The sequence below is a fragment of the Flavobacterium sp. GQ95 genome (assembly GCF_059758655.1).
This window is the reverse complement of the sequence record NZ_JCAXEB010000019.1, coordinates 16,490-41,172: the sequence shown is the minus strand read 5'-3', so window position 1 is coordinate 41,172 and position 24,683 is coordinate 16,490. Positions and strand designations below refer to the sequence as shown.

The 24,683-nt window shown below is 33.6% G+C and carries 26 protein-coding genes and 1 tRNA gene; 12 read left to right on the top strand and 15 right to left on the bottom strand.

All coding sequences use genetic code 11. The annotated features are described in order from the left end of the window. The first annotated feature begins 96 nt into the window (after positions 1 to 96). The gene (locus tag AC6CH4_RS24145) at positions 97 to 813 is read left to right on the top strand and encodes a 3-ketoacyl-ACP reductase (RefSeq protein WP_498107571.1); all 717 of its coding nucleotides are present in this window, start codon (positions 97 to 99) and stop codon (positions 811 to 813) included. 136 nt (positions 814 to 949) lie between these two features. Further along, complete coding sequence (locus AC6CH4_RS24140; protein WP_498107569.1) at positions 950 to 1,459, top strand: hypothetical protein; 510 nt, start codon at positions 950 to 952, stop codon at positions 1,457 to 1,459. A gap of 73 nt (positions 1,460 to 1,532) precedes the next feature. On the opposite strand, the gene mtaB is transcribed toward AC6CH4_RS24140, so the two are convergent. Then, positions 1,533 to 2,867, bottom strand: coding sequence for a tRNA (N(6)-L-threonylcarbamoyladenosine(37)-C(2))-methylthiotransferase MtaB (gene mtaB, locus AC6CH4_RS24135; protein WP_498107567.1), 1,335 nt, complete (start codon positions 2,865 to 2,867; stop codon positions 1,533 to 1,535). Positions 2,868 to 3,359: 492 nt separating this feature from the next. Here mtaB and AC6CH4_RS24130 point away from each other — a divergent pair, with 492 nt between their 5' ends. Beyond that, positions 3,360 to 3,881: a hypothetical protein gene (locus tag AC6CH4_RS24130; protein ID WP_498107565.1), complete on the top strand. Its 522-nt coding sequence runs from the start codon at positions 3,360 to 3,362 to the stop codon at positions 3,879 to 3,881. A 100-nt stretch (positions 3,882 to 3,981) separates the two neighbouring features. Here the strand turns inward: AC6CH4_RS24130 and AC6CH4_RS24125 are convergent, their stop codons facing one another. The 11 genes from AC6CH4_RS24125 to hisS form a co-directional block, all read right to left on the bottom strand. Beyond that, a complete protein-coding gene (locus AC6CH4_RS24125; protein WP_498107563.1) occupies positions 3,982 to 4,512 on the bottom strand; it encodes a GNAT family N-acetyltransferase in 531 nt (176 codons plus the stop codon). Then, positions 4,496 to 5,323: a Cof-type HAD-IIB family hydrolase gene (locus AC6CH4_RS24120; protein WP_498107561.1), complete on the bottom strand. Its 828-nt coding sequence runs from the start codon at positions 5,321 to 5,323 to the stop codon at positions 4,496 to 4,498. The genes AC6CH4_RS24125 and AC6CH4_RS24120 overlap by 17 nt, the downstream gene beginning before the upstream one ends. 84 nt (positions 5,324 to 5,407) lie before the next feature. Continuing rightward, positions 5,408 to 5,626 (bottom strand): putative signal transducing protein, encoded by a 219-nt coding sequence (locus AC6CH4_RS24115; protein WP_498107559.1) that lies wholly within the window; start codon positions 5,624 to 5,626, stop codon positions 5,408 to 5,410. An 87-nt stretch (positions 5,627 to 5,713) separates the two neighbouring features. Further along, the gene (locus AC6CH4_RS24110) at positions 5,714 to 6,379 is read right to left on the bottom strand and encodes a DEAD/DEAH box helicase (RefSeq protein ID WP_498107557.1); all 666 of its coding nucleotides are present in this window, start codon (positions 6,377 to 6,379) and stop codon (positions 5,714 to 5,716) included. A 153-nt stretch (positions 6,380 to 6,532) separates the two neighbouring features. Next, a complete protein-coding gene (locus tag AC6CH4_RS24105) occupies positions 6,533 to 7,696 on the bottom strand; it encodes a sigma-54-dependent transcriptional regulator (RefSeq protein ID WP_498107555.1) in 1,164 nt (387 codons plus the stop codon). Between the two features lie 112 nt (positions 7,697 to 7,808). Next, the gene (locus AC6CH4_RS24100; protein ID WP_498107553.1) at positions 7,809 to 9,125 is read right to left on the bottom strand and encodes an ABC transporter permease; all 1,317 of its coding nucleotides are present in this window, start codon (positions 9,123 to 9,125) and stop codon (positions 7,809 to 7,811) included. A 94-nt stretch (positions 9,126 to 9,219) separates the two neighbouring features. Further along, positions 9,220 to 10,140, bottom strand: coding sequence for an ABC transporter ATP-binding protein (locus AC6CH4_RS24095; protein WP_498107551.1), 921 nt, complete (start codon positions 10,138 to 10,140; stop codon positions 9,220 to 9,222). 163 nt (positions 10,141 to 10,303) lie between these two features. Further along, the gene (gene dnaJ / locus AC6CH4_RS24090; protein WP_498107549.1) at positions 10,304 to 11,413 is read right to left on the bottom strand and encodes a molecular chaperone DnaJ; all 1,110 of its coding nucleotides are present in this window, start codon (positions 11,411 to 11,413) and stop codon (positions 10,304 to 10,306) included. Between the two features lie 79 nt (positions 11,414 to 11,492). Next, a complete protein-coding gene (locus tag AC6CH4_RS24085) occupies positions 11,493 to 12,071 on the bottom strand; it encodes a nucleotide exchange factor GrpE (RefSeq protein WP_192187379.1) in 579 nt (192 codons plus the stop codon). A gap of 493 nt (positions 12,072 to 12,564) precedes the next feature. Then, positions 12,565 to 12,635, bottom strand: a tRNA-Trp gene (locus AC6CH4_RS24080). Between the two features lie 120 nt (positions 12,636 to 12,755). Continuing rightward, positions 12,756 to 14,183 (bottom strand): histidine--tRNA ligase, encoded by a 1,428-nt coding sequence (hisS, locus tag AC6CH4_RS24075; RefSeq protein ID WP_498107547.1) that lies wholly within the window; start codon positions 14,181 to 14,183, stop codon positions 12,756 to 12,758. Positions 14,184 to 14,382: 199 nt separating this feature from the next. On the opposite strand from hisS, the gene AC6CH4_RS24070 reads away from it, so the two are divergent. Next, positions 14,383 to 15,627 (top strand): ABC transporter permease, encoded by a 1,245-nt coding sequence (locus AC6CH4_RS24070; RefSeq protein ID WP_498107545.1) that lies wholly within the window; start codon positions 14,383 to 14,385, stop codon positions 15,625 to 15,627. Positions 15,628 to 15,843: 216 nt separating this feature from the next. Here the strand turns inward: AC6CH4_RS24070 and prmC are convergent, their stop codons facing one another. Then, a complete protein-coding gene (gene prmC, locus AC6CH4_RS24065; RefSeq protein ID WP_498107543.1) occupies positions 15,844 to 16,698 on the bottom strand; it encodes a peptide chain release factor N(5)-glutamine methyltransferase in 855 nt (284 codons plus the stop codon). Between the two features lie 84 nt (positions 16,699 to 16,782). Then, positions 16,783 to 17,268, bottom strand: coding sequence for a GNAT family N-acetyltransferase (locus AC6CH4_RS24060; protein WP_498107541.1), 486 nt, complete (start codon positions 17,266 to 17,268; stop codon positions 16,783 to 16,785). Between the two features lie 108 nt (positions 17,269 to 17,376). On the opposite strand from AC6CH4_RS24060, the gene ribD reads away from it, so the two are divergent. From ribD to AC6CH4_RS24045, 3 genes are read left to right on the top strand one after another with little or no spacing between them, the layout of a single operon-like run. Then, entirely contained in the window at positions 17,377 to 18,426 is a 1,050-nt protein-coding gene (gene ribD / locus AC6CH4_RS24055; protein ID WP_498107539.1) for a bifunctional diaminohydroxyphosphoribosylaminopyrimidine deaminase/5-amino-6-(5-phosphoribosylamino)uracil reductase RibD, read from the top strand. Further along, complete coding sequence (locus tag AC6CH4_RS24050) at positions 18,419 to 19,021, top strand: HAD family hydrolase (protein ID WP_498107537.1); 603 nt, start codon at positions 18,419 to 18,421, stop codon at positions 19,019 to 19,021. The genes ribD and AC6CH4_RS24050 overlap by 8 nt, the downstream gene beginning before the upstream one ends. Before the next feature lie 10 nt (positions 19,022 to 19,031). Next, positions 19,032 to 19,664, top strand: coding sequence for an IMPACT family protein (locus tag AC6CH4_RS24045; RefSeq protein WP_498107535.1), 633 nt, complete (start codon positions 19,032 to 19,034; stop codon positions 19,662 to 19,664). A 31-nt stretch (positions 19,665 to 19,695) separates the two neighbouring features. Here the strand turns inward: AC6CH4_RS24045 and AC6CH4_RS24040 are convergent, their stop codons facing one another. Next, positions 19,696 to 20,100, bottom strand: coding sequence for an acyl-CoA thioesterase (locus tag AC6CH4_RS24040; RefSeq protein ID WP_192187371.1), 405 nt, complete (start codon positions 20,098 to 20,100; stop codon positions 19,696 to 19,698). Between the two features lie 187 nt (positions 20,101 to 20,287). On the opposite strand from AC6CH4_RS24040, the gene dnaA reads away from it, so the two are divergent. The 5 genes from dnaA (at position 20,288) to AC6CH4_RS24015 (ending at position 24,639) form a co-directional block, all read left to right on the top strand. Continuing rightward, positions 20,288 to 21,715, top strand: coding sequence for a chromosomal replication initiator protein DnaA (dnaA, locus tag AC6CH4_RS24035; protein WP_192187370.1), 1,428 nt, complete (start codon positions 20,288 to 20,290; stop codon positions 21,713 to 21,715). 9 nt (positions 21,716 to 21,724) lie between these two features. Next, on the top strand, positions 21,725 to 22,192 hold the full coding sequence (locus tag AC6CH4_RS24030; protein ID WP_498107533.1) for a low molecular weight protein-tyrosine-phosphatase: 468 nt from the start codon (positions 21,725 to 21,727) through the stop codon (positions 22,190 to 22,192). A gap of 74 nt (positions 22,193 to 22,266) precedes the next feature. After that, positions 22,267 to 22,980: an SAM-dependent methyltransferase gene (locus tag AC6CH4_RS24025; protein WP_498107531.1), complete on the top strand. Its 714-nt coding sequence runs from the start codon at positions 22,267 to 22,269 to the stop codon at positions 22,978 to 22,980. 23 nt (positions 22,981 to 23,003) lie between these two features. Continuing rightward, positions 23,004 to 23,447, top strand: a complete 444-nt coding sequence (locus AC6CH4_RS24020; RefSeq protein ID WP_498107529.1) for an energy transducer TonB — start codon at positions 23,004 to 23,006, stop codon at positions 23,445 to 23,447. Positions 23,448 to 23,511: 64 nt separating this feature from the next. Then, the gene (locus AC6CH4_RS24015; RefSeq protein ID WP_498107527.1) at positions 23,512 to 24,639 is read left to right on the top strand and encodes a methionine aminotransferase; all 1,128 of its coding nucleotides are present in this window, start codon (positions 23,512 to 23,514) and stop codon (positions 24,637 to 24,639) included. Positions 24,640 to 24,683 lie beyond the last annotated feature (44 nt).

Sequence of the window (24,683 nt, the reverse complement as noted above, 5' to 3'; positions counted from 1 at the left end):
TAGATTAAGAAAACATTTAAAGCATTATTTTAGGAAGCAAAAACTGTATTTTTGTGTTACTAAAATGATGCTTTCTGCATTTCTAAAAATACTACCATGACAGACTTAAAAAATAAAAATGCCCTAATTACAGGAGCAGGAAAAGGAATTGGAAAAGCGATTGCACTTGCCTTAGCAAAAGAAGGCGTAAACGTAATTTTAGTTTCAAGAACCCAAACCGATATTGATCAATTGGCAGATGAAGCATCGAATTTAGGCGTAAAATCATTGGCGTTGGCTGCAGACGTTTCAGATATTAATTCTATAAATAGTGCGGTAGAAAAAGCATTATCAAAATTTAAAACAATAGATATTTTAATTAATAATGCCGGAATTGCTTCATTCGGAAAATTCATGGAATTAGAACCAGCCGAATGGGAAAAAATCATTCAGGTGAACTTAATGGGAACCTATTATACAACCCGTGCTGTTATTCCAAATATGATCGAAAGACAAACGGGTGATATTATTAATATTTCATCAACAGCAGGGTTGAACGGAAATGCATTAACAAGTGCTTACAGCGCCTCAAAATTTGCCGTTTTAGGATTGACGGATTCTTTAATGCAGGAAATGAGAAAACACAATATTCGCGTTTCAGCATTAACCCCAAGTACCGTCGCAACCGATATGGCTAAAGATTTAAATTTAACAGACGGTAATCCAGAGAAAGTAATGCAATCTGAAGATATTGCAGAATTATTGATTGCTCAACTTAAATTAAACCGTAGAGTTTTCATCAAAAACAGCAGTATTTGGTCTACAAATCCTTAAATTTAAATTTCAAACTTTTAAATTCCAAATTCCAATGGCGGGTTGAAATTTCTTTTAGAAATTTTAAAAATAATCATCTCGCACGAATTGGAATTTAGAATTTAATTATTGGAATTTAAACAAATAAAACTAACAAATGGAACAATATTTAAGACAATTAATTGCAATAGAATTCACAGATAAAAAAGAAATTTTTACTGGATTCCTTATTGATTATTCTGATGACTGGATTTTACTTCGAAATAATCCGGTTGATTATATTTTAGATGGTTTTGTGATTCTAAAAAATAAAAACATAGAAGCCATCCACAGAGATGAGGATCTTGCATTTACTGAAAAAGTAATCCGCTTAAAAGGTTTAAAAACAAATGCAGAAGATATTATCCCGATTAGAGATTTATCTACGATTGTAAATTTCTTAACCAATAAATATGGCATTTTTCAGATTTCAAAAAAATCGGCTAAATCAGCTTATTTAGGAAAATTGCTTGAATTAAATGATGAAGAGCTTACCATTGATTTCTTAGACACTAGAGGTCAGTTTGGAGGCGAATTGAGTTTTAATCCCGAAAAAATCAGAGTAATTGAATTTGATACGGATTACATCAATTCATTGAAATTGGTAATTCCGGACAATCAGAAGTAGAATTTATTTATAAAACAGAAAAGCCCTTTTAAAAAGGGCTTTTGTTATTTTTTGTCATTCGACAAACTATGTGCTAAGCTTCCTCCAATTTATTTAAAAACTCTAAACGAACACTTCCGTCTTCGTCGATTTTTGTCAAATTGATTTCTTGCAATGTATTAATCAATTCTGGGTTCCAGGGCGTTTTTACTTTTACATAATTCTCTGTGAAACCATGAATGTATCCTTCTTTATTTTCACTTTCAAATAAAACCGTTCTGTTCGTTCCTAATTGAGTTTCATAAAAAGCACGACGTTTTTTAACGGATAGGCCACGTAACATTTTGCTTCGTTTTGCACGAACATTTGCAGGAACAACACCTGTCATATTAGCGGCTTCCGTATTGTCTCTTTCGGAATACGTAAAAACGTGTAAATACGAGATATCCATTTCATTTAAGAAATGATAGGTTTCTAAAAAGTGCTCATCTGTTTCTCCAGGAAAACCAACAATAACATCAACACCAATACAAGCGTGCGGCATTACTTCACGAATTTTGTTTACACGTTCCGTGTAAACTTCTCGTAAGTAACGACGTTTCATCAATTTCAAAATATCATTGCTTCCTGATTGTAGCGGAATATGAAAATGTGGTACAAAAGTGCGGCTTTTAGAAACGAACTCTATAGTTTCGTTTTTCAATAAATTAGGCTCGATTGATGAAATTCGTAAACGCTCAATTCCGTCAACCTTATCTAAAGCCTGAACTAAATCAAGAAAAGTATGTTCGTGTTTTTTATTCCCGAATTCTCCTTTTCCGTAATCTCCAATATTTACTCCTGTTAAAACAATTTCTTTGATGTTTTGAGCTGAAATTTCTTTAGCATTTTGCAAAACATTTTCAAGAGCATCACTTCGTGAAATTCCTCTTGCTAATGGAATTGTACAATAAGTACATTTATAATCACAACCATCCTGAACTTTAAGGAAAGCACGGGTTCTGTCTCCAATAGAATAACTTCCAACATAAAAATCGGCTTCAGCAATTTCGCAGGAATGAACTTCTCCCATATCATTTTTGCTTAAGTCATGTATATAATCGGTAATTTTAAATTTCTCTGTAGCCCCCAGAACCAAATCAACACCATCAACTGCCGCTAATTCTTCTGGTTTCAATTGTGCATAACAACCAACAGCCGCCACAAAAGCCTTTTCATTGAGCTTCATTGCTTTCTTCACAACCTGCTTAAATTGTTTATCTGCATTCTCTGTAACCGAACAGGTATTGATAACATAAATGTCTGCAACTTCTTCAAAATCGACACGATCAAAACCTTCATCGTTGAAGTTTCTGGCGATTGTAGAAGTCTCTGAAAAATTCAGTTTGCAACCAAGCGTATAAAAAGCAACTTTTTTTCTATTTTCCATAGGAATAAACTACGTTTTAAGTAGTAAGATATTATATTTACATAACTCTTTTGAAGAGTTTGCAAATTTACGTACAATATTCTTTAAAATAAAATCAATAATATACTATATATCAATATTTTGCACGAAACATATATTTTGATTTAGCATAAAAAACAGTAATCCAAACAAAGTATATTTGGGAAAGAAGATTATTTTAGAAATACAAAAAATATTTTCAATAAGAATAAAATGACAAAATATCGATTAAATGCAAATATTATCGATTAAATACATTTTTTTACGATTTAAATTGAAATTTTCTTACATTTAGCTTTGTTTAGAAAATTTTTCGAAGTATTTTCACTTCACCAAAAACAACTAAATTATTTTATAAACAAATTACACATAACAATTTTGTTTTTTACTCGTTATGTTGTTGTTTTGTTATAATAAAAAATGGGCAGGCCGAAAACCAGAAAGAGTAGGCGAAAATTATAAATTAAATTCTATATGAAAGCATTTTTACCCACGATCTGCTTGATGTTCTTAACCGTTTTTAGTTCGCAAGCGCAAACTAATACTCCGGCTGCTACAAATCCATTTCCTTCTATTAGCACTTTAACGAATTGGGCGAGTTTAAACTCTCAATCACAATTTGATATTGCTATCCGTGCGGTTGGATTTAAATTTGAAGTAAAAGAGCCAGGTGAAGGTTCAACTGCTTATACTTATATTCGCAAAGTGACTGTAAATGAAGTGAATTATACTGATAGAATTGTTTATAGAATTACAAACAATAATTCAGCAAGTATTATTTCGCTAGTTACTGCTTCTACAGATTTAGTAAGCTTATACACACCACAATTGGCGACTTTCAAAAACAATAACTGTAAAACTGAAATGTCTAAAGACAAAAACACAACTTGCAGCTGTTACGAAAGTGTAAATTTTGCAATCGATCTTTGCGACGAGCGTGTAAAATTAACTATGGGTGATGGAAATAAGTATTTTGTTTCTGTAGCTAAAAAATAATACCAAAAAAATCAGAGAATAAAAATTACGAGTTGTTTTCCAAATCTTTGCAAACCTTTATGAGGAAAGTTTACAAAGATTTGGGACGCATTTCTCTGGTTTAAAATAAATTTGGGTTTTTCAATTCGTACCAAACTTCTATTTCTTCTTGGTATTCAAACGAATTGATGTATTTCAAACCAAGTTTTTCAAGGATTCTTCTTGAATTTTCATTTCCTGCATCTGCATAAGCATAAAGAACATCAGCTTTCAATTCGTTAAAAGCATAATCTATAAAAGCTTTCCCTGCTTCAGTAGCATATCCTTTTCCCCAATGTTTTTCTATAAAACGATATCCAATTTCATAAAATTCTTTATGATTATTGATTTCATTTGTAATAAACTTTATTCCGGACCAGCCTAAAAATTCATTGGTTTCTTTTAGAATGACAGCCCAACGGCCTGTTCCATAAGTTGCATATTGTTGATAAACGGACTCAATATAAGCCCGGCTTTCCTCAATATGGCTAATAGGTTTATTACCCACATATCTATGAACATTTGAGTTAGATTCCAATTCAAACATGCCTTCTACATCAGAAAGTTCCAGTTCTCTCAAAAGCAGACGTTCCGTTTCAATTGACTTCTTCACAAACAAAATTATTTAAGATATAGCGCTGAACAACTTCGGCAACACCGTTGTCATTATTTGACGCTACAATTACATTAGCCCTGTCACGCAATTCAGGCGTTACATTATCAACCCAAACTCCTAAACCGGCATATTCGATCATGGTTAAATCATTTCCTGCGTTACCGACAGCAATAATCTCACTTTGATGAATATTTAGTTTCTCTGCTAAGATTTTTATACTTGCTGCTTTATCGATTCCGTATTGAGCTGCTTCCAGGAAAAAAGGTTTTGACATTGCTATACTTAAATGAGGCATTGCTAGTTTCAAATCCTGCTCTAGTCCTTTTAAATAAGATGGCTCCGCCAATAATATACATTTTACCGCAGGTTTAGAAACGGCGTCTTTAAAACTTGGAACTTTAATATGCGCTAGTCCTGTTATTTCTTTTTCGATTTCAATATACTCAGAATCTGTTTCACTGATAATTTCGTTATCCAGATACGTTATAATATGAGTTTTCATTTTCACACTATAATCGTATAGTTCATGAATTTGTTCTACAGTCAGTTTTTGTTCAAATAAAACAAGATCATCTTTTACTGTACTAATTATAGCACCATTAAAGGAAATGATATAAGAATCATTCAAATCTAATTCCAGTTCTTTAGCATAGGCTGTCATGGCAGATGTTGGGCGGCCGGAAGCCAAAACCACATAAACACCTTTTTTCTGAGCCTCAAGAAGTACTTTTTTATTTAATTCCGATATTTTATGATCGTCTGTCAACAGGGTATCATCCATGTCGAGCACTAACATTTTATATTGCATACTTTTATTTAGTTTTCAGTCGCAGTCTCAGTTTTCAGTGTTGTAACTGCAAACTGTGACTGAATACTGAGACTGATTACTTATCTAAATGCTCATTCTGAAATCTTCAATCACCGGATTTGCTTTTGCAAAATCAGTTTCCTGAATGAAAACTTCAACAGCTAAATCGCTTTGTCCGAAGCCTCCCAAACGCGCTGATTGAATATTATCTTTTTTTGTTGTTTCTACTCCAGCTTCTTCTAATCTTTCCTGCAAAGCAATTGCTAAAACTTCACTTCCTGAAAATACCTTCATTAATCCCATAACATTTATATTTATTATTTTTTATTATTTAGCTGATTTTTGAAATATCAGTTTTTTCACTTCACACTGTGAACTGCAACTGAAAACTTATTCCTCCTCTTCAATTCCATCCTCTTCTTCGTCCAACTCCTCCTCACCTTCTTCATCCATGTCAAAGAAATAAGGTTCTAATAGGAATTTATCGGCAAGAATTTCGATGCGTTCTGTCAATATTTCAGCAAAAATAATACGCTGTGTTTTTGCAATACTGTTCGAAATACGCATGATTTTAGTTTCATTACGCAATCTCAAAATTGGATCTGCATCATCTAAAATCAACATTTTTAAGCGGTTTACATTGTAACCTGCAGTGGTAAACATATCACTCAGTTTGTTTGGTGTACCAATTAAAACATCAACTCCGGTTGAAATATAGTTTTTATCGTAGTCCATATCCCCTTTGTCATGAACACCGTAAACTTCAAGATTGGTATATTTTCCATATTTCTCAAAAAGAGCTTCCATAGCCAGCACTTTTTCCTTGTCTTCCACAATAATCAAAGCACGTGGTGATTCTTCTGTATGTCCCACCAATTGCTGGATCACATTCAATACAATTGTTGTCGATTTTCCGGTTCCTTTTGGAGAGATAATCATACAATCTGCACCACTCTTTATGGTTGAAAAAGTTTCCATCTGCAAGATGTTTGCTTCTGTTAAACCGTTTTCAATTAAGGCATCCTGTAACTTCTCGTTTATTTTTTTTAGTTTCATTTTTTAATGCTTTAGGCTTTAGGCTATAAGCCGTAAGCTAAAATTATTTATATTTTAAAATGCTATAAGCTTTAAGCAATAAGCTATAGGCAAAAATTCTACATCGTTAATAGCTTAAAGCTTATTGCCTAAAGCCTATTGCGTGCGAAGCACCTACTTGCTTGCAAACATTTTTACATCGGTTTCAGAAATTTCTGCTCCACCTAAAATGATTAATCTTTCGACTACATTTCGAAGTTCACGGATATTTCCTGTCCAATCGTATTCCTGCAATAATTTAATGGCTGGCTGCGAAAATACTTTAACAACATTTCCTTGTTCAGAAGCAATTTTCTCAGCAAAGTGTCTTACTAAAGCCGGAATATCATCACGTCTTTCATTCAATGGTGGCACTTTAATCAAAATCACAGCCAGACGATGATATAAATCTTCACGGAAACGACCTTCGGCAATTTCAGTTTTTAAATCTTTATTTGTTGCAGCAACTACGCGAACATCAACTTTAATATCTTTTTCAGCACCCACTCTCGTAATCATACTTTCCTGCAAAGCACGTAACACTTTGGCTTGCGCCGAAAGGCTCATATCTCCAATTTCATCTAAAAAAATAGTTCCTTTATCTGCTGCTTCAAACTTTCCGGCGCGGTCTTTCACTGCTGATGTAAAGGCCCCTTTTACGTGACCGAACAATTCGCTTTCGATCAATTCACTCGGAATCGCAGCACAATTCACTTCAATTAATGGAAAATTAGCACGCTCGCTTTTTTCATGTAATTGATGTGCTACTAATTCTTTTCCGGTTCCGTTTGGACCTGTTATTAAAACTCTGGCTTCGGTTTGAGCTACTTTATCAATCATTAATTTAATATGACTGATCGCTTCGCTATCCCCTACCATTTCGTAATTTTTGCTTACTTTTTTCTTCAGGATTTTATTTTCAACTACCAGTTGTTTTTTATCTAAAGCATTGCGAACGGTATTTAATAGTCGATTTAAATCTGGCGGTTTTGAGATATAATCAAAAGCCCCCAAACGCATGGTATGAATCGCTGTTTCCATATCACCGTGACCAGAAATCATGACCATCGGAATTTCCGGTTTGATCTTTTTTACTTCTTCTAAAACCTCAACACCGTCCATTTTTGGCATTTTGATATCACACAAAACCAAATCGTAATCGTTGTTTTTTATTTTGTCAAGTCCCGCAACACCATCTTCAGCTTCATCTACCTGATATGTATCATTTTCTTCTGATAAAATCTTTACCAAAACTCTTCTGATCGCTGCTTCGTCTTCAATAATTAGTATTTTACTCATTTCTTTTGAGGTTCTAAGGTTCTGAGTTGCTAAGGTTCTAAGGTTTTTATTTATAAAGAAACTAAGAAACTTAGCCTCTTAGTCCCTTAGAACCTTAGCAACTTTAAAAAAATTAATATTTAAGCCATCTATACAATTCCTTCCAAGTTGGTTTTTTACCATACATCAAAATACCAACTCGGTAAATTTTAGCTGCGAACCACACTACAAGGAAAAAGGTAGCAAACAATAATGATACCGAAATCGCAATTTGCCACCACGGTACGCCAAACGGTATACGCATTAGCATGACAATTGGCGATGTTAGCGGAATCATTGAAAATACTACCGCAACGGTTCCGTGTGGATCATTTACTACTGTAAAGAATCCTATGTAAACGCTTAAAATAAGCGGCATAATAATAGGCAAAAGAAATTGTTGCGAATCTGTTTGATTGTCGACTGCTGCTCCAATTGCGGCATAAAAAGAACTGTACAAAAAGTAACCTCCAACAAAGTAAACCACAAAGCCAATAATGATACTGGCGATTGGCAAATTCCATAATTCACTAATATACATTTGAGCCGTTCCAGACATTTCATGCTGTGCTGACTGCATTAATTCTGGTGAAATTCTGGCTGTTGGTCCAACATTGACTCCAAAAAATGCCGACGCTGCAAACATCAATCCCAGACCGATTATCGCCCAAATCAAAAATTGTAATAATCCTGCAAGCGAAGTTCCAACGATTTTACCAATCATTAATTGAAATGGTTTTACTGATGAAATAATGATTTCGACAATACGGTTTGTTTTTTCTTCGATTACGCTTCGCATAACCATATTTCCATAAATGATAATAAACATCATAATCAAATAACCAAATGCACCGCCAATTCCAATTTTAATTTCATTTAAACCTTTTAAACTTTCTTCTCCGGAAGCTTTTGATAAATGAATATTGACATCAGCCTGAGCGTTCTGAATTGCAAGAGTATCCAATTTAGCTTTTTCCAAATTTAATTTTGTAATTTTTCCGGCAATAATATCCTGCGTGTTTTCAATAAAGTTGATACTTGGACTATTGTTCGAAACAAACTCAATTTTACTTTCTAAATCACTTAAATTATTAGTTTTTGGAATAACAATAAGACCGCTGAAATCTTCTTTAGTAATACTGTCTTTTAAAGCTTTTACACTTATTTCAGATAAATTTAAGTATTTAAACTCACCGTCTTTCTTATTTTGTTTCAAAAAATCATTGGCGAACAAACCCGTTTCATCGTGAATCGCAATTCGTTTGGTTTCGGCTTTCATTGAACTCAAATAACCGATAAATCCGGCAATTGCCACAAACAACAACGGACTCAAAAAAGTCATGACAACAAAAGACTTATTGCGCACTTTTGCAATGAATTCTCTTTTTATAATTAACGAAATTATACTCATTTATTTTAGATTGTTAGATTTTTAGACTTCTTAGATTGTTAGATTTTTTTTGGCTTTAGTCTAAAGATCTAAGCCAGTCTAACAATCTAACGATCTATCCCGTTACTGTTTGAATAAAAATATCGTTTACACTCGGAATTTTTTCTACAAAATGCGTCACTTGTCCGCGTTGCGTTAAAATATGCAATAACTCATTTGGTGCAGCGTCTCCAATCTGGATATTTAATTTCAAATCATCATTTAAGGATTTAAAATTTGCTGATGAAACAGTAAATTTCTGTGTGATGTCATACATTAAGCCTTCGACATTATTTGTCAGGATTCCAACCTCGAAACTATTCGTTTTAAACTGACGCTTTACATCGCTTAGTTTTCCTTCAATTAATTTATTTGATTTATGAATTAGCGCAATATGATCGCAAAGTTCCTCAACACTTTCCATTCGGTGTGTTGAAAAAATAATGGTTGCGCCTTGTTCTTTCAATGCCAAAATTTCATCTTTAATCACATTCGCATTAACCGGATCAAAACCAGAAAAGGGTTCATCAAAAATCAGCAACTTAGGTTTATGCAGTACACAAACAACAAACTGAATTTTTTGTGCCATTCCTTTAGAAAGTTCCTGAATTTTTTTGTTCCACCAACCCTGAATTCCTAAGCGGTCAAACCAATATTCCAATTGTACTTTTGCCTCTGCTTTAGAAAGTCCTTTCATCTGTGCCAGGTACAAACATTGTTCTCCCACTTTCATCGAAGTATACAAACCTCTTTCTTCCGGAAGATAGCCAATAGTCTGCACGTGTTTAGGCTGTAATTTTTCTCCATCTAAAATTATTTCTCCGCTATCTGGCAAAGTAATTTGATTGATGATACGGATAAGGGAAGTTTTTCCAGCTCCATTCGGACCTAATAATCCGTAAATACTGCCTTTTGGCACATTTAATGAAACTTCGTTAAGCGCTACATAATCACCGTATTTTTTTACGACTTTATGTACTTCGAGTAAGTTGCTCATGCGATTTTTTAGATTTTCTGCGGTCAATTTGACCATTGTGGCTTTGCGCCTGTAAAAGTAAATAATTCACAGCGAATCTGAGTACTAATACGCAAAAAACCCATTCTAAATTTATGTTAGAATGGGTTTTATATTTATTTAAACATTTCTAAAAAAGTTTAGCTTATGAAAACATATCTTTTACTTTTTCAAAAAATGATTTTTCTGATTTTTCAGGACTCGGAACAAAATGTTCGTCGTTTAAGGCATTTTCAAAAAACTGTTTTTGCTCTTTGTTCAACGTTTTAGGCGTCCATACGTTTACGTGAACTAATAAATCTCCACTTCCGTAACCGTTGATACTTGGAATACCTTTTCCTTTTAATCTCAAGATTTTTCCAGATTGAATTCCTTCTTCCAGTTTAATACGAACTTTTCCGTTGATTGCTTCGATATCTTTAGAAACACCTAAAACAGCCTCTGGGAAACTAATGTATAAATCAAAGTGAATGTTTTCACCTTCACGTTTCAAAAATTCATGCTCTAATTCTTCAATGGCAACAATTAAATCCCCTGGAACACTGTTTCCTGGAGCATCATTTCCTTTATTAGAAACTTTCAATTGCATTCCGTCAACAACTCCCGCAGGAATTTTGATAGAAACAGTTTCATCTTCTAAAACCATCCCTTGAGCATCTGCTTCAGAAGGTCTTTTATCTAAAATTTGTCCAGAACCACCACAAGTAGGACAAGTTGATGCAGATTGCATTCTTCCTAAAATAGTGTTCGTTACACGCATTACCTGTCCCTGACCATTACAAGTCGAACACGTTTTGTAGGTAACACCTTTAGCCTGAACTTTACGTTTTACTTTTACTTTTTTCTCAACTCCATTTGCAATTTCTTCTAATGTCAGTTTAACTTTAATACGAAGATTGCTTCCTTTAGCGCGACGAGGACCGCCTCCACCTCCACCGAAACCGCCAAATCCTCCACCAAAAATGTCACCAAACTGGCTGAAAATGTCATCCATATTCATACCACCGTGGCCACCGCCAAATCCGCCAGAACCATCAAATGCCTGATGTCCGTATTGATCGTATTTCGCTTTTTTGTTCGGATCGCTCAAAACTTCATAAGCTTCTGCCGCAAGTTTAAAGTTTTCTTCTGCCTCTTTGTCGCCTGGATTTTTATCCGGGTGATATTTCAAAGCACTTTTTCGGTAAGCTTTTTTTATTTCGGCAGCGTCAGCATTTTTTGAAATGCCTAGTATTTCGTAAAAATCTTTTTTCATAATTAGGTTTAAATTCCAAACTACAAATTCCAAATTCCAATACTTAAAAAATTGGCATTTAGAATTTTATTTGCATTTTTTAGTTTCCAATAACCACTTTAGGGAAACGAATAATTTTGTCTCCTAATTTGTATCCTTTTTCAATAACATCAACAATTTTACCTTTCAATTTGTCAGAAGGTGCAGGAATTTGAGTAATTGCTTCAGCAAAGTCAGCGTTAAAAGCATCACCTGCTCTTACTTCAACCTGCTCTAAACCTTTAGCTACTAAAGTACTTTTTAGTTTTTCGTGAATCAATTCAACTCCTTTTTTCAAATTTTCATCGTCAGACTTGTTGATCTCTACAGTCGCTCTGTCAAAATCATCCAAAACAGGAAGCATTGCTAACAAAACTTCTTGGTTTGCAGTTTTAAACAAATCGATACGTTCTTTTGAAGTTCTTTTTTTGTAATTTTCAAATTCGGCAAATAATCTCAAAAATTTATCTTTTTCTTTTGCCAAGTCTTGAGCCAATTGCTCTTCAACACTTAATTCTTCAACAATTAATTGCTCACCGTTGGCATTGTTTTCTAACGTTACATCATCTAATTCCTGATCGAACTCTGTATTTTCCGTAGTCATATTACTTTTATTTTTAAAAATATCTTTAAACTTCATTTTTTATTCTTTTTGTTGGATTGCAAAAGTACTGCCAAATCTTTTAAAATGTCAAATTGTCACTTTATTAAAAATGAGTCTTTTAAAACGACAAATTTAGGTTAAAAAATTTAGTATAATTTTAAGACTATTACGATATAGTTTATAGTATATTTGAAATCCAAAATGAAAACTAAATTATTACCTATCAAAATTGAATTTAAGGGTTAGCCTCGGCTTTATAAATAATTATTAATTCAAGTTTACCTTATATTAAAAAAAGCTTCGTCTGCAATTTAGGCGAAGCTTTTTTTTATGTTTTTTACTCAGCCAGATCAATACTAAAAACCTGAAAAGCGAAAAAAATTATCGCAAAGAACGCAAAGACTTTTTACTCTTAGGCTTTATAAAAAGGCAAAGTTTGCAAAGCTTTGTATCGATTTAGCTTTGCGAACTTTACCTTTTAAAGTATCTTAAATAAAAATCTTTGCGTTCTTTGCGGTAAAAAATATTGCACGGGCGGAGGGATTCGAACCCCCATCAACGGTTTTGGAGACCGCTATTCTACCCTTGAACTACGCCCGTAACTTAAGGTCGGCAAATTAAAAGTTTTTTTTCTTCCCCGGCAACTATTTCAGGAAGATATTCAAGAAGAAATCCCTTTAAATCTGGGCCATTTACGACAAAAACCTACGTTTCAAATAGTTAACCTAACAATGCATTTTTCAATCCTTCGAAATCAACTGAAACTTGCTCTCCTGTCACTAAATTTTTAAGCGAATAGGAATTTGACGCAATTTCCTGATCGCCTGCAATTACCGCAAACGGAATCAATCTTTTATCTGCATACTGAAACTGTTTTCCTACTTTTACGTTGTCAGGGTATAATTCTACTTTTATATTTTCTTTTCTTAATTTTTGGATTGCCTGAGAAGCATACAACGCTTCAGCATCTCCATAATTAATAAATAATGCTTTTGATGTTGCCGCCACTGTTTCCGGAAACAATTGCAATTCTTCCAGAACCAGATAAATTCTATCCAAGCCAAAAGAAATTCCTACCCCACTCATATTTTTCAAACCAAAAATACCAGTCAAATCGTCATATCTTCCACCTCCACCAATAGAACCCATCGAAACGGTTTTTGGCGCCGCTACTTCAAAAATAGCTCCTGTATAATAATTCAATCCGCGAGCCAATGTCACATCAAGATCTAATGTCGCAGTCGACAATCCTAAAGTAGCCACATTGTCACAAATAAATTTCAATTCCTGCACTCCTTTCATTCCTTCTTCTGATGAAGCTAACAGATCTGAAAGCTGGTTTATTTTATCCGAAAAAGTTCCTGTGAAACTAAAAAGCGGTTGCACTTTAACCAAAGCCTCTTCAGCAATTCCTTTTTCAATCATTTCCTTTTTTACTCCGTCTTCACCAATTTTATCCAGTTTATCAAGGGCAACCGTAAAATCAATCAATTTGTCAGAAGCGCCAATCACTTCAGCAATTCCGGATAATATTTTTCTGTTATTGATTTTGATGGTAACACCTTCTAAACCTAAAGAAGTAAAAACTGTATCGTACAACTGAACCAATTCTACTTCCTGCCATAATGATTTTGAACCAACAACGTCAGCATCACATTGATAAAATTCCCTGTAGCGTCCTCTTTGTGGTCTGTCTGCTCTCCAAACGGGCTGAATCTGATATCTTTTAAAAGGAAATTCAATTTCGTTTTGGTGTTGTACCACGTATCTTGCAAACGGAACTGTTAAATCGTAACGCAAGGCTTTCTCCGAAATTTTTCCGGTAAATTTATTCAGCTCAATTCTTTGATTAAGGTCAATTGTTTCAGCCGAATTAACTTGCAGCGATTCAATAGATTCCGGTAATTCGATTTTATTTTTATTGAAGAAGAAATTACCTGAATTCAATATTTTAAAAATCAAACGATCTCCTTCTTCGCCATATTTCCCCATTAAGGTATCTGAATTTTCAAACGAAGGAGTTTCAATCGGCTGAAAACCGAACTTCTCAAAATTGTTTTTTATCGTCTGAATAATATATTGACGTTTTGACACCTCTGCAGGCGAAAAATCTCTTGTTCCTTGTGGGATGCTTGGTTTTGAAGCCATCTTTGTTATTTTAGATTGTAGATTTTAGATTTTAGTTTCTTTGGAAACTTAAAATTCAAAACCTTTTTAGATTAATGGATTTTAGAAATCAAAATATTGAAATCCTAAATAGTCTGCAAATATCTTATTTTTTAAAATAAATATTGGCAGTTAGAAAACAAACTTGTAACAAAAAACGTATTTTCGTGACAAATTGGTCATGATGCTAAAATTATTTAAAGAAAATATCCGAATTGCTTTTGGTTCCATCAAAACACAATTGCTGCGAACTATTCTTACCGTATTAATCATCGCGATTGGTATAACAGCACTTGTTGGAATCCTGACAGTTGTAACGGCTCTTGAAAATACCGTTTCGACCAATTTTGCTTCTATGGGAGCCAACACCTTCAACATCAATCAGTACGAAAACAACGTTAAGAATCGTGGCGGAAATGAACGCGAAATTATAAATCCAATTATTTCTTACCCTGAAGCAGTTGCTTTCAAAAACAAATACAAATATCCTTTTACAGAAACTTCTCTTTCCTTTACCGCAACATCAACGGCAGAAGTAAAATATTTAGATCAAAAAACAGATCCTGAAATTAAAGTGCTTGGTGTCGACGAACATTTCATCAGCAACTCAGGTTTAGAAATAAATTTAGGCCGTTCCTTTAATCAATTTGATATAGACAACAATACATATTCCTGCGTTGTAGGTTCTGATTTTGAAAAAGGTTTACTAAAAGATGTCAACCCAATTGATAAAGTAATTTCGATTCGTGGCGCCCGTTTTAAAGTCATTGGAGTTCTAAAAGAAAAAGGATCAACGTTTGGAAACAGTCAGGATTTGCGTGTTTTAATTCCAATTCAGGTGGCACGTTCCTTATTTACCGCTCCAAACATCAATTACACGATGAGCGTAATGGTTTCTAAAAAAGAACTTTTAGACGAAGCTGTTGATAATGCCACAAGTACCATGCGAAGAGTGCGTAAACTGAGTCCGGTTCGTGATAATAATTTTGGCATTGGCCGAAGCGACGATTTGATTAATCGAATTCTAGGAATCACTAAATATTTAGGTTGGGCTTCCTGGATTATCAGTATTATTACGATTCTCGGATCGTCTATTGCGCTGATGAACATTATGATTGTTTCGGTTACAGAACGTACCCGCGAGATTGGGGTCCGTAAAGCTTTAGGCGCGACAAAAGTCACTATATCAGTTCAGTTTTTTATCGAAACTTTATTGATCGGGCAAATTGGAGGTATGGTGGGTATCGTATTAGGAATTTTGATTGGTTTTGCATTTGCGGCTGCAATGAGTTTTGCATTTGTTATTCCGTGGATGGCGATTTTTGCCGCTTTTGCGACCAGTTTTATGGTTGCCATAGTTTCCGGGTTATATCCTGCTATAAAAGCTTCTCAACTAGATCCTATTGAGGCTTTGCGTTACGAGTAGATTTTAGTTTTCAGTTTTCAGTCACAGTTATCAGTTACTGTATTGTAAAAATCCGATGAGTTTATAGAAGCAGAAGCGAATCGCTTTATAAGACGTCTTGTCCCGCTATTCGTTTCAATCTTTTTTGCTGAACCCCAGCAAAAAAGGATTTCCACTGCTATCGGGGCTAAATTAGAAATTTCAATCTTTCAAGAACTTTTTGTAAAGCTTTAAAAATTAAATATTCCCTTTCATCATTCTGTCATTATCGTAAATATCTTTTTTCAATTCAATATTTTTAAAATTCATTGTCTCTAACAAATCTGTCATTTCTTTTCCTAAATACTGATTGATTTCAAAAAACAATTGACCATTTTCTAAAAGACTACTTTTCGCCAAAACAGCTATTTTTCTATAAAAAACCAAAGCGTCATTATCATCCACAAAAAGAGCTAAATGTGGTTCATAATCCAGAACATTCTTTTTGATTTCTTCTTTTTCTAAATTTCGAACATAAGGCGGATTCGAAACAATAATATCAAAATTGCAGGTAAGCAGATCGGTTTCTAAAATATCCAAAAGGACAAAAGTTACATCAACTTTATTATTTATAGCGTTTCTTTTGGCTGTTTCTATAGCTTTTTTCGAAACATCAAAACCAAAAACTTCAGCATTCGGAAGGTTTTTAGCCAACGAAATAGCAATACAGCCACTTCCCGTTCCGATATCTAAAATTCTAAGTTTTTTAGTTTTATCTGTTTTTGAATTCTCGTTTATAATCCATTCAACCAATTCTTCCGTTTCTGGTCTGGGAATCAAAACATTTTCATTCACTTCAAAATCCAAACCGTAAAAACTTGTTTTCCCAAGTAAATACTGAATCGGAACCTCTTTTTTTAATTGACCCAACAATGAATCCCAAATTACAAAATCACTTTCCGAAAAATTTAATTCATGATTTAAGGCTAAATCAATTTGTCTTAATTTATGCTTATCCTCTAAAATTAAATAGAAAAAACTTTCCGCTTCATACGCATCGTAAAAAGGCGATAATTCTTTTATAAATTGAGTGCGGTATTGTTTAATTTTCATTTCGGGTCTTTGAGTATTATCTTTTCGGGCGAAAGCCAATTTTCTTTCAAATAAGTATTGCAAAACCAAATTTGTTACAATTGTTTACAAATCTTTCAACATCCAAACCGGGCATGAACTATGGCCGGTACATCCCATCGGCGCATCTAAATATTCAAACCCTGATTTTTTATATAATTTTTGAGCCGCATGCATAAATGGCATCGTCTCTATATAACATTTTTCAAAACCAAAAGCTTTAGCCTGTTCCAAACATTTTTCCATCATTTTACTTCCAATTCCTAAACCTCGTGTTTCAGGCAAAAAATACATTTTTTGCAATTCACAAATTGCAGGATCTCCATTTTCTAAAGGTGCAATTCCGCAACACCCCACTATTTCACCTTCATTTTCAACCACAAGGTAAACGGATCGTGGTTTATTGTATTCCTCAAACATCAAATCTAAATAAGGATCCTCATAAGCTGTACCCACTTTAGGAATTTCCATTTCATCAAAAACTGATCGTATTAATTTTGCAACTGCCTGATTGTCTTCTTTTTTAATCTTTCTAATAAGCCAATTTTCCATATTTCGTTTATTCTTGTAATATATACAAAAGTAAAAATAGTTTTTCGAAAGTTTCCTAACTATATGTAAACTATCGGGATTAAACCCAAAAATAATTACTTTTGTAAGGTGAATACACATGAGAAATATATAAAACGCTGTATAGAACTTGCCAAAAATGGTTTTGGGACAACTTACCCAAATCCAATGGTGGGAAGTGTAATTGTTTACGAAGATAAAATTATAGGTGAAGGCTGGCACAAAAAAGCAGGAGAACCACATGCAGAAGTCAATGCAGTTCGATCTGTAAAAGACAAATCATTATTAAAAAAAGCTACTATTTATGTAAGTTTAGAACCTTGCAGTCATTTTGGAAAAACACCACCTTGTTGTGATTTAATTATTGCAAATGAAATCCCGAATGTCGTTGTGGGAACTGTGGATCCAAACGAAAAAGTAGCCGGCAACGGAATTAAAAAACTAATTGCAGCAGGAGCAAATGTGACCGTAGGCGTTTTAGAAAAAGAATGCCACGAACTTAATAAACGTTTTTTTACCTTTCATAATAAGAAGAGACCTTATATTATATTAAAATGGGCCGAGAGTCAGGACGGCTTTCTGGCACCTGAAAAACTAGTTAATCAGGAACGAGAACCCGTTTGGATTACCAATACCTATTCGAGACAATTGGTTCATAAATGGCGTAGTGAAGAACAGGCTATTTTAGTTGGCACGCAAACCGTAATTGATGACAATCCGAAATTAAACGTTAGAGATTGGTCCGGGAATAATCCGTTACGAGTTGTTTTAGATCAGAATAATCGCATTTCAAAAGAGAGTTTTATTTTTGATAACAGTGTAAAAACTATCATATTTACGAAATCTCAAATTAACTTTTCAGCAGAAAACACTACCTTTGAAGTAATTGATTTTAATCAAAATATAATCCCACAGATTTTAGCTGTTTTGTATCAAAACCAAATTCAGTCTATTATTATTGAAGGCGGCTTAAAAACTTTACAAGCATTTATCGACCAGGACATTTGGGATGAAGCTCGTATTTTTATTGGAGAAATTATTTTTAATACAGGAACAAAAGCCCCGGTTCTTCAAAAGAAGTCTACAACGAAAACTCATATTCAAAACGACGAATTAATATACGTTAGAAATCATGATTGATACTATAATTTTTGACTTTGGAGATATTTTTATCAATTTAGATAAACAGGCTACTATTTCAGGATTGCAGAAACTAGGCATGACCGAATGGAACTCAGAATTAGATCGTTTGAATCTGTTGTTTGAAACCGGAGATATTTCGCACGATGATTTTCTGACAGGTTTTCAAAAAGAACTTCCCAATGCTTCGATCGAAGAAATTCTGGAAGCCTGGAATGCCATTTTAGCTGATTTCCCATTATATCGATTAGAATTTCTTCAAATGCTTTCAAAAAAATATCGCTTATTTTTACTGAGCAATACCGATTCTATTCATATTGAAACTTTCGAAACCAAAAGTGGCATTTCATTTTATAGTGATTTCTATCAATGTTTTGAAAAAGTTTATTTCTCTTTTGAAATTGGAAAACGAAAACCAAATGCTGATGTTTTTCAATATTTAATCAACAAACATGAATTATCGCCAAAACGTACTTTGTTTATAGACGATAAAAAAGAAAACACAGATTCTGCCGCTGCTTTAGGTTTCAATGTCTGGAATTTACAAGTAGGTAAGGAAGATGTTGTGGATTTATTTGATAAAAAAATACTTTAGAATTTTACTTTTGGAATATAACGATACGTATCAAACCATTGCTTTTGAGTCTGAAGAAGTCCTTTTTAAAGAAAAAGGAAGCAAGTTCTTTGGCTATGCCTTTCCCATAGCAAATGAAGACGAAGTAAAACCCATTATTGAAAACTTAAAAAAACAGCATCCTCATGCCGTTCATTACTGTTATGCATATCAATTGGGAACAGCTCCTAAAATATCCTATCGAGCCAATGACGACGGTGAGCCGAGCAATACAGCCGGAGCTCCTATTTATGGTCAAATTCAGTCTTTTGGACTAACAAATGTTTTAATAGTTGTGGTCCGAATTTTTGGCGGAGTCAAATTGGGTGTTGGCGGATTGATAGCAGCTTATAAAACAACCGCACAAATGACACTTGAAGTTTGTGAAATTGTAGAAAAAACAATCGATGTTCATTTTTTAATCTCTTTTGATTATAAAAATATGAACAAAGTGATGCGCGTTATTAAAGAAAAAAAATTGGAGATTACATCTCAGGAAATGGAAATTGATGAAGAATCCGGACTTCCAATTGGCAAGATAATCACAAAAACACGAAAAAAAAATGCCGAATCAGTATTCGACATTTTTGATTTAATGTTTGAAATCGATATCAAAATTATATAAATTAACACAAAAACCTGCATCATTTTAACAATTATACAAGTGTTTTAAATAATTCTAAAATATAATCCGGAGGTGCTGTTGGGCGACCTGATTTTAACGAAATAAATACTAAAATAAACACGGCAGTTGTTAATAACTCATTCGCTTCGTTAAAGATTGCACAGTCGAATTCAATCTTAACAGAAGATTGACTTTTGAAAGTAGTATGAATCGTAAGAAGCTCATCATAGCGCGCCGATTTTTTATAATTTATTTGCATTGAAACAATTGGCAACCCGATTCCGCTTTCTTCCATGCTTTTATACGAAATCCCTTTATCTCTCAGCCATTCCACGCGTCCGATCTCAAAATATGGGATATAATTTCCGTGATAAACGACCCCCATTTGGTCTGTTTCAGAGTAACGAACACGCACTTGCGTTTGATGATTTTTCATTATTTATTGATTAAAAAAAATTAACTTCCAAAAGTTTACTTACAACATTTTTTTATAAAATTAGACCCCAAAATATTTTTTTTTACAGAAATTTGTTCACATATTTGTTATCCCGAAATACGGAATAAAATTGCTCCCTTTTTATTAGGAGAATCTTTATCAATAATAAAAAAATTTATCTGAATCTATGACTAAAACTGCTCAATCGGTATGGGAAAACTGTTTGTCTTTTATAAAGGACAATATTCAAGATCAAGCATATAAAACTTGGTTTGAACCAATCAAATCAGTTGAGCTAACCGACAACGCGTTATATATTCAAGTACCAAGTAAGTTTTTCTACGAATGGTTAGAAGAACATTACGTTAAATTATTGAAAGTTGCGCTTACCAAAGAACTGGGGAAAAACGCAAAGTTACTCTATAAAATTAAAATGGAGAACACTTATGGTAATAAACAACCATTTACCGAACAGTTGCCAAGTTCCAACCGAGTGCCAATGAAACCGCAAGAGGTTGATGCTCCGTTTAAGAACTTAAATCCGGAACTTAAAAATCCTTTCGTAATTCCCGGAATTAGAAATTTAAAAATTGAGTCGCAATTAAATGCCAACTACAGTTTTGATAATTTCCTTGAAGGTGATTCTAATCGTTTGGCGCGTTCTGCAGGTATGGCTGTTGCCAATAAACCTGGAGGAACTTCATTTAATCCGTTATTGATTTTTGGTGGAGTTGGTTTAGGAAAAACACACTTAGCACACGCTATTGGTGTTGAAGTAAAAGATAAATACCCAGAAAAAACGGTTTTATATATTTCTGCCGAAATTTTCACACAACAATATATTGATTCGGTTAAAAAGAATAATCGTAATGATTTCATTCACTTTTACCAGTTAATTGACGTTTTGATTATTGATGACGTTCAGTTTTTATCTGGAAAATCAGGAACTCAGGACGTATTTTTCCATATTTTTAATTACCTGCACCAAAACGGAAAACAGGTAATTTTAACTTCGGACAAAGCTCCTGTTGACATGCAGGATATCGAGCAACGTTTATTATCTCGTTTTAAATGGGGATTATCTGCTGAGTTACATCAGCCAGATTACGAAACTCGTATTTCAATCTTGAAAAACATTTTGTACCGCGATGGTGTTGAAATGCCGGAAGACATCATTGAATATGTTGCCCGTAACATCAAAAGCAATGTTCGTGAACTTGAAGGCGCTATTATTTCATTAATTGCCCAATCTTCTTTCAACAAAAAAGAAGTTACAATCGAGTTAGCCAAAAGTGTTGTAGAGAAATTCGTTAAAAATGTAAAGAGAGAAATCTCTATCGATTATATTCAAAAAATTGTGTCTGATTATTTTCAGTTGGATATTGAAACACTTCAATCTAAAACCAGAAAAAGACACGTTGTTCAGGCGAGACAATTAGCTATGTTTTTTGCAAAGAAATTCACTAAGGCTTCTTTGGCAAACATTGGTTCACAAATTGGAGATCGCGATCACGCTACCGTATTACACGCTTGTAAAACCGTTGACAATTTAGTTTCTACAGACAAACAATTCAAAAAATTTGTCGAAGACATCAACAAAAAATTAACGCTATAAACGCGAATCATGCCGGTAAAAATTTTAATGGTTTGTTTGGGAAATATTTGCAGATCTCCTTTAGCCGAAGGAATTTTAGCTTCTAAACTTCCAAAAGACAAATTCAAAGTTGATTCAGCTGGAACAGGATCCTGGCATGTGGGTCACGCACCTGACAAACGTTCTATTGCGGTTGCCCAAAAAAACGGTTTATGCATTGACAATCAAAAAGGAAGACAATTCAAAATTGCCGACTTTGATGAATTCGATTATATCTATGTAATGGATAATTCGAATTATCGTGATGTCCTTCATCTTGCAAAAACTCCAGAACATAAAAATAAAGTTCATCTTATTTTAAACGAATTATTTCCGGGTGAAAATGTAGATGTTCCAGATCCTTATTTTGGCGCTGTAAATGGTTTTGACAATGTTTACCAAATGTTAGACGAAGCTGCTGAGATCATTTCTAAAAAACTTATCAAAAAACATTCTTAACTTATTTACTTTCAATTATTTTAACCATTAAATAATTGAAATTTTTCATTTTTATAATCTATAAAATAAATCACATGAAACTTCCAGGAAAACTATATTTAATTCCAACGACAATGGGCGAAAGCGATCCTATGGATGTTTTGCCTCAAACCGTAAAAAGAAGCATTGATTTTATAGACCATTATATTGTTGAAAACGAAAAAACAGCACGAAAATCAATAAAAGCAGTTTCTCCGGAGAAAAAACAATCGGAATTAATTCTTTTCACACTCAATAAACGCACTGAACCAAGCGAACATTTAGATTTCATAAAACCATTATTAGAAGGAAAAAATGTAGGCTTAATGAGCGAAGCTGGTTGTCCAGGCGTTGCAGATCCAGGTGCGGTAATTGTAAAATTAGCTCATGAAAAAGGAATTCAGGTCGTGCCTTTAGTAGGTCCTTCCTCTATTTTATTAGCAATGATGGCTTCCGGTATGAACGGACAAAGCTTTACTTTCAACGGCTATTTGCCAATTGAAAAAGACGAGAAAAAATCTGCCTTAAAACATTTTGAAAAATTATCTCAGGATAAAAATCAATCTCAGATTTTTATTGAGACGCCTTATAGAAATAATAAGCTAGTTGAAGATCTTTTGCAAATTCTAAATCCTTCAACACATCTTTGCATTGCTACAGATATTACATTACCAACCGAATTTATTAAAACAATGCGCGTTGCCGATTGGAAGAAACTGAAAGTTGATTTACATAACCGTCCTACGATTTTTATCCTGCATAAAATGTAAACTAACTTTAAAAACACCCTATAATGAAAAAACTTTTAGTTCTGATTTTAATTTGCGTGGCACAAAATATATCTTCTCAAACTGAAGATGTAAAAATAACTCCAGAGAATATAAACAATTACAAAGGAGTTGTTATAAATGAAGAAAACCAAGTCTACAATACAGCTGGTCTAGAAGTAAAGCCAGAATTTCCAGGAGGAAAAGAAGCATTTGATCGCTATTTAAAAGAGAATTATAAAAATCCAGAAAATCCGCAAATAAAAGGGCGAGTTTATATAACTTTTATAATAGAAAAAGACGGGTCGCTAAGTGACATTAAAGTCTTAAGAGATATTGGCCATGGAACCGGTGCTGAAGCTATCCGTGTTCTAAAGATGTCTCCTAAATGGATTCCTGGAAAGCAAAACAATAATGTGGTTAGAACATTTTTTTCAATACCTGTTTCTGTAAATAATTTCGTAAAGTAATTATTCAATAAAATAAAAATTACCTTATATTGTACTCACAAGTTTTTCCAAATCAAACTTTTTCATGAGTAAACTTCCAAACATAACCACAAGCATCTTTACGGTAATGTCCAAAATGGCAGCCGAATATAATGCAATTAATCTGTCGCAGGGATTTCCAAACTTTCCTGTGGACGAAAGACTGACCGATATTCTGGCGAAATTATCCAAAGAAAACGTGCATCAATATACACCAATGGCAGGTTATCCGCCATTGATGAATCAAATTGCTAAACTAATTCAGAGTTCTTATAACCGAATTATAAATCCTGATTTAGAACTTTTGGTCACAGCCGGTGCAACGCAGGGAATTTTCACTACTATTTTAGCTTTAGTTAAAACTGGGGATGAAGTTGTTATTCTGGATCCAAGTTATGACTCGTATGAATCACCTGTTTTACTTTGCAATGCAAAACCGGTTCGCGTTGCTTTAAATGACGATTATACACCAAATTGGGAAACAATCGAAAAAGCATGTTCGTCGAAAACAAAAATGATTATCATCAATAATCCGCATAACCCGACAGGAAAAATTTTGACGGAAAATGATTTTTTAGAACTTGAAAAACTACTTTCAAAATATCCTGAAATTCTAGTTTTATCTGACGAAGTTTACGAATACATCACTTTTGAAGAAAAACACATTTCAGCTCACACCAAAGATTTTCTTTTGAATCGCTGTATTATGGTTTCTTCCTTCGGAAAATCATTTCATATTACAGGCTGGAAAATTGGCTATACAGTCGCACCGGAATATTTGATGAAAGAAATCAAAAAAGTACACCAATTTTTGGTTTTCAGCGTCAACAGTATTTCTCAGGTTGCAATCAGTCAATATTTAGATGTTGTAAATGTGAATTTACTTGGAAAATTCTATCAGGAAAAACGAGATTATTTTCAAAAACTCCTTCAAAACAGCCGATTCGAATTAAAGCCTTGTGAAGGAACATATTTTCAAGTCGCTTCTTACGCAAATATTTCAAACAATGATGATGTGACCTTTTGTAAAAAACTAATTACAGATCACGGTGTTGCTGCAATTCCAATTTCAACTTTTTATTCGGATCACAAAGATCAAAAATTAATACGTTTTTGTTTCGCTAAAGACAATTTCACTCTGGAGTCTGCAGCAAAAAAATTGTGCGATATATAAAATTTATCAAAATTTTATAACATTATTATGCACGCATCCTATTT